General features: G+C 51.2%; 9 protein-coding genes and 1 pseudogene. 3 read left to right on the top strand and 7 right to left on the bottom strand.

Annotated features, from left to right (window positions below):
• Positions 1–198, top strand: a pseudogene (locus ACYU8Y_RS08495) (NAD-dependent deacylase); the annotation flags it as partial.
• Between the two features lie 75 nt (positions 199–273).
• Here ACYU8Y_RS08495 and ACYU8Y_RS08490 read toward each other — a convergent pair.
• From ACYU8Y_RS08490 to ACYU8Y_RS08475, 4 genes are all read right to left on the bottom strand, one after another.
• Positions 274–1,455, bottom strand: a complete 1,182-nt coding sequence (locus ACYU8Y_RS08490; protein WP_460936161.1) for an endonuclease/exonuclease/phosphatase family protein — start codon at positions 1,453–1,455, stop codon at positions 274–276.
• 21 nt (positions 1,456–1,476) lie between these two features.
• Positions 1,477–2,433, bottom strand: coding sequence for a hypothetical protein (locus ACYU8Y_RS08485; protein ID WP_460936159.1), 957 nt, complete (start codon positions 2,431–2,433; stop codon positions 1,477–1,479).
• Between the two features lie 74 nt (positions 2,434–2,507).
• Positions 2,508–3,890, bottom strand: a complete 1,383-nt coding sequence (locus tag ACYU8Y_RS08480; RefSeq protein WP_460936157.1) for a sensor histidine kinase — start codon at positions 3,888–3,890, stop codon at positions 2,508–2,510.
• Positions 3,890–4,570, bottom strand: coding sequence for a response regulator transcription factor (locus ACYU8Y_RS08475; protein ID WP_460936155.1), 681 nt, complete (start codon positions 4,568–4,570; stop codon positions 3,890–3,892). The genes ACYU8Y_RS08480 and ACYU8Y_RS08475 overlap by 1 nt, the downstream gene beginning before the upstream one ends.
• Before the next feature lie 101 nt (positions 4,571–4,671).
• Between ACYU8Y_RS08475 and ACYU8Y_RS08470 the strand changes: the two genes are divergently transcribed.
• Positions 4,672–6,255 carry a M81 family metallopeptidase gene (locus ACYU8Y_RS08470; RefSeq protein WP_460936153.1) on the top strand — a complete coding sequence of 528 codons (1,584 nt, stop codon included), beginning with the start codon at positions 4,672–4,674 and terminating at the stop codon, positions 6,253–6,255.
• Between the two features lie 206 nt (positions 6,256–6,461).
• Positions 6,462–7,106: a hypothetical protein gene (locus tag ACYU8Y_RS08465; RefSeq protein WP_460936151.1), complete on the top strand. Its 645-nt coding sequence runs from the start codon at positions 6,462–6,464 to the stop codon at positions 7,104–7,106.
• Between the two features lie 83 nt (positions 7,107–7,189).
• Here the strand turns inward: ACYU8Y_RS08465 and ACYU8Y_RS08460 are convergent, their stop codons facing one another.
• The 3 genes from ACYU8Y_RS08460 to ACYU8Y_RS08450 all read right to left on the bottom strand — a co-directional run bounded on the left by ACYU8Y_RS08460 (position 7,190) and on the right by ACYU8Y_RS08450 (position 10,990).
• Positions 7,190–8,719, bottom strand: coding sequence for a GH3 family acyl-acid amido synthetase (locus tag ACYU8Y_RS08460; protein WP_460936149.1), 1,530 nt, complete (start codon positions 8,717–8,719; stop codon positions 7,190–7,192).
• Between the two features lie 163 nt (positions 8,720–8,882).
• Positions 8,883–9,764 carry a sugar phosphate isomerase/epimerase family protein gene (locus tag ACYU8Y_RS08455; protein WP_460936147.1) on the bottom strand — a complete coding sequence of 294 codons (882 nt, stop codon included), beginning with the start codon at positions 9,762–9,764 and terminating at the stop codon, positions 8,883–8,885.
• Positions 9,765–9,880: 116 nt separating this feature from the next.
• Positions 9,881–10,990 (bottom strand): DUF5009 domain-containing protein, encoded by a 1,110-nt coding sequence (locus tag ACYU8Y_RS08450; RefSeq protein ID WP_460936145.1) that lies wholly within the window; start codon positions 10,988–10,990, stop codon positions 9,881–9,883.
• Between the last annotated feature and the right edge of the window lies 1 nt (position 10,991).

The raw sequence follows: 10,991 nt of genomic DNA, 5'->3' as shown, positions 1-10,991 counted from the left end.
GTCGTGGGCACCTCATTAAACGTTTACCCTGCCGCCGGGCTTGTCTATGTGGTTCGGGACGGGGTTCCCGTCTATGTGGTGGACCCTACCATTCCCGACATGCACAAGAAAGACAACGTTACCTTTATCGTCGAACCTGCTACCATCGGCCTTACTCAACTGGCCGATAACCTGTTAGCCGAAGCAGACAAGGTGTGATTGGATGTCAGGGGTAGTAAATACGCTATGCCAGTCGGCGCCTGACTTTCTTAAACCGATAGAAGAATTGCCTGATTAATTGGCTGAACGGTGATTTGGCTGGTGCTGTGCCAGCACAGCAGTGGGCATTGGCAGCGATTTTTTGAGTACATATTGCGCCAACACCGGAAAGTGGTCGGAGAAGGAAATACCGGATAAAGTTCGACAGGTTTTTATATGCCAGTCGGCGCTGAAAAACTGCTGGTCTATGCGCACACAATACGGATGCCGGTTAAGGGTGAAACCCAGCCCCTGGCCAGCCTCCTCAAAAGCATTTCTGAAATTCTGGCTGAGTTTTCCGTACGAGTAACTGATGGGCGTTTCGTTAAAATCACCACAAATAATAACCGGATATCGACTGCCTGCCACGTAAGACTCCACCTCCTGAAGCTGTTCATTTCGGTTAGCAAAGCCTTCTTTCATCCGCTGAAATATATCGATCAATTCAAGCGAAAAACGGCCTAAATGTCCCGCTTTCAGGGCATTCAGGGCCTGGTCGGTTCGCACGCCCATCGACCACAAATGCACGTTGACGACCCGAATGGTATCAGCGCCGTACGCAATATCGGCGCATAAAAACCCATTGATATTTGGGGCCTTGGCCCGATTCCAGATTCGGCTGTACTGGTTCACGATCGGGTATTTAGACAACAAGGCCAGCCCTATCTCCCGATCTTTGTCAAAGCAGGTCAGTTTCTGAAGCTTGGCCGTGTAGTGGCGCTCAATCTGAGAATTTGGCGAATACTCCTGAAAACAGGCGATGTCCGCCTGCAACAGCGAGGCATCCAGTTCGTTTTTACCCGTTGCCGGAAACGTTTCACTGTTGAAACTCAAGACATTCAGCGTTTGTGCCTGGCTCATATCGGTATACCCCTCCCGGATACCCACCAGTCTTTTCACCACGACAAACGAGAACAAAACCCAGATTATACCCGCGGTAGCAATCATCTTCTGCTGCTTGCAGAACAGGTAGATACAGGCCGCTAACCCGCAGGGAATGGCTAGCGGCAAACTCATCATAATAAATCCAGACAGCCAGTGATTTACGACCGGGTAGTAGCAGAAAGCCACGGATACAAAAAAATAGCTGAGCGTCGTATAGGCGATCGGAAAGCGACGATATCGAGCAACCAACACCCTTCTTTCACCGTTCAGCGTGGCCAGCAAAGGCTGTAGGGCCAGTAATAGATGAGTCTGGATTTTTTTATAAGTTGGCATTGCCTGAATGGTTAAGGTAAACTACTTCACTACAAAACGGCTATCGCCGATCTGGAAGCCTTCCGCATACAACTCTACCGTGTATGTGCCTGGTTTGTAGGCGCTATCCCGGCGAAAAAGAATAGCTGCCCGTTGGTCTTCGCCATTAAACGGCACCGTTTGACGCGTGCTGTAGCCAAGTTCATGTCCGTCATGAAGCATGACCCCACCAATGCCGCTTTCGCTGACAACCGCGCCGTTCGTATCCAGAATGCGTACGTAGACATCCTTGTTCGTGGCCGATGCTAGTGGATTGGCCAGCAGGACAAAATCTATTTTTAGCCGGTCAATGCGCGACGCTTTGTAGGTGCCACCCCGGCGCTCTTTCCCATTTTCGGCAACCGCCATAACCTCTACGTTGATGGCTTTCATGGCCGATGCGAGGGTCACTTTGTTTGTCAGATCGGCATTTCTGAGCGAATAATCGACCACCGCTTTGGCTAAGGCAGCCCGTTCGTATTTCAAGCCCGTGTTTTCACTCAGGATACTTTCCTTTTCCTCTTCGAGTGCCCGTGTCTGGCTAAGCAGTGAACCGTTTTCAGCCTTAAGCAACTGAACATTCGCTTCATTTCGCGCCAGAAAATTCTTATAATCCCTGATTTTCAGGCTGTACTGCTGCATCGAAAAGGTCAGGTCGTACTTAAGCCGCTTTTTGTCGGTCGTTAACTGACGCTTAATCCGCTCCAACTCGGTAACGCTGCCGCCAAGTCGCCGAACCTCGATAATTTTGGCATCCAGTACGTTCGAAATGGAGTCAAGCTTGATTTGCGTGGAGGCAAACTGTTCGACTTTGGCTGTTAGTAGTTTCTGCACTTCCAGCGTCTCATTTCGAGAGCCAAGGAACAAATAGGCCAGCAACGCCAAAACGCCCAGAAGCGCGCCAATGGTTATATTCAGCACACCCTGCTTCTCGGTTGCTACGTCTGCTTCTGCTTCCATATTCCAGTTAGTCGATATGGTACAAAGCAACAACACCCAACTTAAGCACGCCTTAAGCTGACCTTAAATTTACCTTAAAATGGAGCGATGCTGGACAATGTCAGCGTAAAGGTGGTGCCTTCGGGCGTCGAACGCACCGTAATGTCGCCTTTGTGGAGCTGAGTTACCTGGGCCACCACGGCCAGCCCAACGCCATGCCCTTTGCTCGATTGAGCGGTTGAGTCACTCCGAAAGAAAGGTTGAAAGATGTAGGGCAAATCGGCCTGCCGAATGGGTGTACCTTCATTAAAAACAGCTATGGTTAGTTTGCCTCGTTTGGATCGGAAGGTCACGATAGCCGTTTTTGTCGGTGAAAATTTGCAGGCATTATCCATCAGATTCATGAGTAACACCTGAAGGGCAGGCCGGTTCCCCTTGGTAATCAAGTCCTCCTCATCGTCGGGAAAATCGGCAAAATTGAGGTGAATCTGGTAGGCTTCCTGCCATTTCTGCAACTGTGCTTTCGTTTCCCACAGCAGCTCATCCATCCGCACCGGTTCCATCAAGAGGGTGCTTGCCTGAACGGATGTATTGGCCAGTTCCAGCAGCGCATTGGTCAGGTGCGAGAGTGTACGCGTATCTTCCTGAAGGGATTGGAGCGTTCGTTCGTACACCTCCGCACTGCGTTTCTGAATGAGGGCCACATCAATCTGCGAATTGATCTTGGTGAGTGGGTTTTTCAATTCATGGGATACGTTGGCGATAAACATTTTCTGCGTGTTCAGCGCCTGTTCAATGCGATCGAGCAGTTGATTGAACGTAGTAACCAGCCGCCCGATTTCGTCTGACCGATTGGGATGCGCTACCCGTTTCTCTACATTGGCCGGAAAAATGGCGTTCACCTGCTGAATAATGCCCGACATGGGGGCCAGGGCCCGGTCGGCAAAAAGCCAGCCCGAAATACCCAGCAACAGGATGGCAACCAGAATCATAACGATCAGAATCTTTTTCAGATCATCCAGTGCTTCCCGCCCCGCCTGGTCAATACCACTCACGATCACCCAGTTGCCACCGCCCCCTCCGGCCAGGTGTAGGGCGACAATCTGGTATTCATTTTTACGCTGATACCAAGTCTGGACCGTCGAATCCAACTGCGGGATAAACTGTTCGTGAAACTGGGTACTGGCTGGATTGGTGGAGAACAGAACCTGTTTCGTTTTTTCATTATAGACCGATATATTCTCGTTGAGCAGCGGTTCTTTATCGGCCGCATCAATCAGTCGTAACACAGTGCTATCGGTCTGTCGTAGATCGAACAGCAGCGTAGTGGTAGTAATAGCCCGGTCCTGAAGCCGTTTGTTGAAGCGTTTTTCGAGGTAAAGTTTGCTGAATAAATAAACGCCGAGCGAGAAAAACAGCAAAACCAGGGTGACAAGGAAGACAAATTGGTAGGTGAGCCGGGTCCGGATGTTGATCATTACGACAATACCTTTACGACATAGCCCATGCCAATCTGCGTATGAAGCAGTTTGGGATCGAAGTCTTTGTCAATCTTCTTCCGCAGGAAATTTATATATACCTCAATTACGTTGGTGCCCGTATCGAAGGTCAGATCCCACAGTTTTTCGGCCAGTTCAACTTTGGAGATTACCCGGCCCTGATGGCGCAGGAAGTATTCGAGTAGTTGAAACTCTTTGGCCGTCAGGGTGATTTCTTTCCCAGCCCGTACGACCTGCTTCGTGTCCGGATTTAATTCTAAGTCGGCTATTTTCAACAGATTAGCCGTGTGGCCTACGCTGTTGCTCCGCCGGGTTAAGGCTCTGACACGCGCCATCAGCTCCCGAAATTCGAACGGTTTGATCAGGTAATCGTCCGCTCCCGCGTCCAATCCGACCACTTTATCTTCGGTCGTACCCAAGGCCGTGAGCATTAGTATCGGCGTCGATACATTGGCTTCCCGCAGTTTTTGGCAAAGCTCAAGGCCATTCATACCGGGCAGAATTATGTCGGTTATGATCAGAGCGTAAGGTGACCGCGTAGCCAGTTGAAACCCCATCGTTCCGTCATAGGCTACATCAACCTCCCACTGGTGTTCCTCCAGCCCTTGTTTAATACTTTGAACCGTTTTGACTTCATCTTCAATAATCAGTATTCTCATGGTACTCCATTTCTTCATTCGAATTTATAGAATTAATCCAATAGATGGGCTTTTTGGGCAAGAATGCTTGCCGACTCTATCGAATGATTTAACTTGGAGGCATGAAACATATTTTTTGGGGGCTGGCGGCCTACCTGCTTAGTGTCGGCGTTGGATTGGCGCAATCAACGGCAACCACAACGACGAAAGCAACCGATTTACCTCGAATCGCCATCGCAGGACTTGGGATTGAATCCAGTACGTTTTCTCCGGCCGTAACGCACGAAGACGCGTTTCATGCCCGATATGGCCCCGAAGTTTTTAATGCCTATCCGTTCCTGATGCCCATTGCTCCCCTGCGGAAGCAGGCCGTCTGGCTCCCGGCCATCGTGGGTAAATCACTGCCGGGTGGGGCTGTCACCCGAGAAGCCTACGAGTCGCTGGTTCGTAAAACGCTGGATTCGCTCAAAAAATACGGGCCTTACGATGGCCTGTATTTCGACATACATGGCGCCATGAGCGTGGTCGGTCTGGACGATCCGGAAGGTGATTTCATTACTCGGATCAGGCAAGTAGTAGGCTATAAGACACTCATTTCCACCTCCATGGATCTACACGGCAACGTGTCGTGGCGGCTGGCTCAGAACTCGGATCTGATTACCTGTTACCGCATGGCTCCTCACGAAGATGCCATGCAAACCAAGGAACGCGCGGTCGTAAACCTGCTGGAACGCCTTAAAAACGGAAAAGGCAAACCGGCCTATAAAGCCTGGATTCCGGTACCAATTCTATTGCCGGGCGAGAAAACCAGTACGCGCATCGAACCGGGCAAGAGCCTTTACAGTAAAGTAGAACCCATCGCCGATCATGGCAATGGTATTATCGACGCGGCCATCTGGATTGGCTACGCCTGGGCGGACGAGCCCCGTAATCATGCCGTTGTCATGGTAACGGGCGATGATAAAGCCAAGGTGGGCCAGGCGGCCGAGAAACTGGCTCTCGATTTCTGGAACGTCAGAAATCAGTTTGGTTTTGTGGCCCCTACCGGCACGCTGGAAAAATGCCTGGCGAATGCACTGGCGAGTAAAAAACATCCCTTTTTTATCAGTGATACGGGCGATAACCCAACCGCTGGTGGCGCGGGCGACGTGACCTGGACGCTTACGCAGATTCTGGCACGGCCGGAGTTTCAGCGGGCAGATGGACCTTCTCTGATCTATGCGTCTATTCCTGACCCCGAATTAGTCAAAAAGGCAATGGCGGCTGGCGTTGGTGGCGTGGTCGAGGGCGTGGCGGGTGCTCGCGTCGATGCGCGTTTTGCCCCACCGGTTAAGTTAAAAGGCATGGTCGAGTCGATTGTTAAAGGCGACAAAGATGCTGAGGTAGAAGTGGTTGTGAAGGTTGGGAATGTCCATGTTATTGTAACCCAAAAGCGCAAGCCGTATCACAAGGAAATCGATTTTACCCGGCTAAGCCTTGCCCCTCGGCAAGCGGACATCGTCGTCGTGAAGATTGGCTATCTGGAACCTGAACTGTACGCCATGCAGGCCGACTGGATCATGGCCCTGACGCCCGGTGGGGTTAACCAGGACCTGGCGCGACTGCCCTACAAGCGCATTAAACGGCCGATGTTTCCGTTCGACACCGACATGAAACAGCCTAACCTCTCGGCCCAGTTTGTTCCCGTATCCGGGGCAGCAAAATAGCTCGCGAGCAACCGGAGCCCTAGCTCCAGGGGAACGTACTCAACCTTTTTCTCCTCACTTCTCCGAAGGTGACTCTGCCGGCTCTCGCATCAAGTCACCTTCCGAGAAGTGAGCGAACATGACATTCGTGCCAAACAGGCAAAACCAATGGCAGCCTGGCGCGTTAAGAAACTAGACAGGTTATGCACTAGTTTCTTTCTCTGCTTATGCTGACATCCGTAATCCATTCGCAAACGAGTGACATCACGCCCGAACTCTCCCGGTTTCGAACGAATAAAACGATACCGGCGATTCTCGAGAGAAATGTGCTAACGGCTTTGTCGTTTTACCCGGAACTCGCCGACACCACCATCCATTTTGTCTTTAAGCAATCCATTAAATCGTCGGTCATGCAGGCTCAGCCCGTTTTCAGTAGCCTGCTCGCTAGTCGGAAACAGCGCGCCTACCGCATCAACATCAGTGCGCTATTCAAGCTGACGCATACGGCCATTCCGATTCACCAACTCCCCGATGCCATTATGATTGGCTGGATCGGTCATGAGTTGGGGCATATCATGGACTATGAAAGCCGGACAAATCTGGACATGGTTGGGTTCGGCCTGGGTTACCTTTTCTCGGCAGCGTACGTAAAAAAAGTTGAACGCATCGCCGACACGTATGCCGTGCAGCACGGGCTAGGCAGTTACTTGATTGAAACGAAGCGGTTTATCCTCGATCATGCCGAACTTCCGCAGGCCTACAAAGACAAGATCGCCCGGCTTTACGTGTCGCCCGAAGAGATTACCGATCAGGTCAGAAAGCTGGAAGAACAAAAGCTGGAAGCACAAAAGAAGGAAATAGAAAAGGCGTAAGTGAGATACGCTGACAAAACCGGGAACTTGTTAATCAAGTGGCTACCGTTCCCGGCTTTGTCAATGTATCTCGGTGAAGTTGCTTAGTTTGACGAGGCCAATCCCCCGATATACTCTTCAAACGCCAGGAAATCCTCCTCCTTCATGACTCGTGGAATCTTGGTCTGGCCGCCCAGCTTTTTGTGTTCTTCACTCCATCGGTAAAAATGGTCGACGGGCACAACTTCCGCTTCGACACCTTTCAACGACTTCGTCCGGGCGACGTTGTAATTCTTGTTCGTTTCGCGCAGGGCAGTATCCAGCGAAGCCGCCATTTCCTGATTATCGACCTGTTTATTGGCCCCGATAAACCATTTGTTGATGTACTCCCCGTTTTTACGAATTGCCGCCACCACGAATTCTTTAATTTCCACATCGAAGCGTTTCTGCATCGACTGCATGGCCTTATTCATCTGGTGGACAGACAGTTGCTCGCCCACCACATTGAGAAAGTGCTTGGTTCGGCCAGTGATTTTTATCTCGGCCCGTTTTTTATCGGTAATCATCACGGTGTCGCCAATCATGTATCGCCAGGTGCCCGACACGGTCGAAATCAGCAGCACATAATCGACATTTTCCTCCGCCTGCTCCAGCGAGTGAACCGTAGCGTCCTGTTTCACCCGCCCTTCCTCGTCCATGTTCTCATCCAGAAAGGGGACAAATTCAAAGAAGATGCCGTTGTCGAGCATCAACGCCATCGACGACGTATCGGGTCGCTTCTGGGTAGCCAGGTACCCTTCTGATGTCAGGTAGGTATCAATGTATGTCAGGGGTCGGGCCATCAACGCTTCGAGGCTTTTCCGATAAGGCTCAAACGCAACGCCACCTGACGTATACACCTGCAGATTCGGCCAGATGTCGTGAATGGTCTGAAGTTTGTTGTAGGAAATAACTTCTTTCAGCATCATTTCAATCCAGGACGGAATTCCACTCAGGCTGCCAATATCCCAGTTGGGGGCTTCCTTTGCAATCTGATGCACTTTCTGATCCCAGTCGGTTATCGACGCAATCTCAATTCCCGGCTTATAATAGCCTCTAAACCAGGCCGGAATGTTAGCGGCACTGATACCACTTATTTCGCCTTCCTGATGATCGTCCTTTTCAATAAGGTTTACGCTGCTGCCCAGCATCATGATCTGCTTCTCGAAAAAGTCGGAAGGCAGGTCAAAGTTTTTCAAACTCATCACCTGCTGAATTCCCGATTTACGAATCGAGTCGATCATATCGTCCGTTACCGGAATGGACTTGCTCGTACTCGTGGTTCCGCTGCTGAGGGCAAAATAACGCTGTCCGCCCGGCCAGGTCACATTCTGATGCCCCTCCAGCAGGTAGTGCCACCAGTCGGTATATAATTTATCGTAGTCATGAATGGGCACTTCCTGCTGAAAGGCCGCAATTATATCTGTACTGTTGAGCAATTCGGTAAAGTTGTATTTTTTGCCGAAGGCGGTCAACCTGGCTTTTGTCAGCAGGTTTTGTAATACCGCTCGTTGCATCTTTGCCGGATCAGGCTCTGCTGTCACAAAGCCGTACACATCAATTGCCTTTTTAATCAATTCTCCAATGACTGCCATAACTACTCTTTCGCATGGTGTATTCCACCTATAAACCCGGTCAGCCGCACTTTGTTGGTCTATACGACAAAGGATATACCAGACAGAGTCACTTCGCCCCTCTCACGAGTTGTTAGTTCCAGTGAAGAACCCTCTCCAACATGACGTTGATTCAGTAGAACCCTTACGCTTTGGCCATCATTTGATTAAAAACGGCTCGCTGCGCCTTCATCGACGCAATTTTATCGGCCGGATTGGTGTGGCATTCCAGCAATACCCAGCCCTGGTAGTTCATGTTCACCAGATTAGTCAGAAGTGCCTGATACGGGTAGTCCGTGCGGTCGAGTTCGCGGACGTGGCAGGTAGCCCCGAAGCGGGATTTGACCCGGTTAAAATTAGCCTGGAAACCTTCCCCGTTGAGATCCTGTGGGTTGCAGTTCCAGCAGATGGTTGCGTTGGGGTGAGTGGCCACATCCATAATCTGCTTTATGGCGGGCAATTCCTGCGTGGCTTCTCCGTGTACTTCCAGCCGGATCTGCTGGCCCAGTTCAGCCCCATATTTCGCCAGCTCATTGAGCGATTCGCCGATCTGGGTCAGTGTTTTTTCGGCAGAAACTTCCTTGTGTAGCGCGTTGGGCTTCACTTTCACCCCCGTTCCACCTACATCGGCGCTCAGGCGAATGAATTCCTTTGTTCGCTCGATGGATGCTCTGAGCTGGTTTTGGTCCAGATAATCGTACTGCTGGTTTGTGCCAAGCCCAACCAGTTGGACAGGACTATCGGCGAATCGCTTCTTAACAGCCAATCGCTGAGCCGCCGTCAAGTCGGGCATCACATGGTGAGCGTGTTCGACGCGTAGTTCGACACCGCCGATAGTTGTTTCAGCACAATTCTTCAGCAGCGTCGGCAAATCCCAGTCCTTCCCCCATAGATACGTAACGAAACCCAGCTTGATGGCTGATTTTTCAGTAGCTAATCTGGCCGCAAAGGTTGGACCCGACAAAAAGGCGGCTCCCGTCAGCAGAGCCATTTCCTGGAGAAACGTTTTTCGATCAATGGCAGCCATAAGGATCAGGCGTCAGGAATACCGAAGCATCAATATGATTCAGCCACCCGGCTGTTCATGACCTAAAGGTTATCCTGCCGGATGGCTACTTGTCTATGTCTGATGGAGCGCCAGTGTTACAATTTGAGCCGAACGCCGATCTTATTCAACCGGCCGGTTATCCAAACGCATAAAAGGGCAAACAATACCGATTTCAGCAGACCCACACCACCCGTTAGCAAGGCATCGGGCAACTGTAAATTCAATAAGGTAGTGAAGGCGTAAGCGAAATACGGAATCAGGTAACATAAAAGGGTGTCAGTGCCCGCTGGTTTGATCCCATTAAACCAATTCGCCTTCTCATTCACATCGACCAGCCAGTAAATGCCGGTGAATGCCAGAATAGTAAACGCGCTGCACAGAAATAACCAGGCGGGAGTAGCGCCCAGTTTGCTGAGTCCCCAGAACGTCCGCGTGTAAACGGAAAGCGCGATTAGCCCAAGGGAAATTCCGATAAACAGGAGCGTCATCCGCTTATTGTCTCCCTGCCGCCGATACTGTTGAAACAGGGTTGAGATCACAACGCCCCCCATGGTCAGCCCCACGAGCGTTCCTCCACTGATGGCGCTGGGAATGATCGAGATGGCCTCGGGCAAAACATGGGCAGCATCCAGCATGCTTAACAGGGCGAAACCAACCCAGGCGGCTACTAAAATCACCAACCGATTATGGGCAAAAACGGTGACCAGCGCAGCGCCCAGATAGGACCAGCCGATCAGACCGAGAATGCCCCACCAGTGCGGGGCAAACCGGCTATTGTTCTCCCCCCGATAGACTATCGCCAGTGTAACCAATAGGGATAGGGCGATAAGTTTGGCGGCTAAGACAATCCACTTGTTTGCCGTTCGGGGATACGCATTCCAGAGTAAAATGAAACAGCCACAAGCTAGTACATTCCAGACGAGCCGGGGTAACCCCGTGGCTGATTCATCGATGGATTCGCCGTTGACCAGAAAAACGCCCATAACCAGCAGGGCCACCGTCCGCATGAGCACATGCCCAACCAGAACGCCGTCGGAATCGCCTTTCTGCCGTCGGGCGTTGACGGCGAACGGGAGCGACATGCCCACAATGAACAGAAAGGCCGGAAATACCACGTCAGCCAGACCAATTCCATCGACCCCGCGGGATACGTGCTCAAGCCAGGCCGGAATATTCGTTAACGACCAGAGATCATTGACGAAAATC

It is taken from the genome of Spirosoma humi, assembly GCF_054776575.1.
Note: the sequence above shows the minus strand (reverse complement) of the source record. Positions and strands in the feature narration are given on the sequence as shown.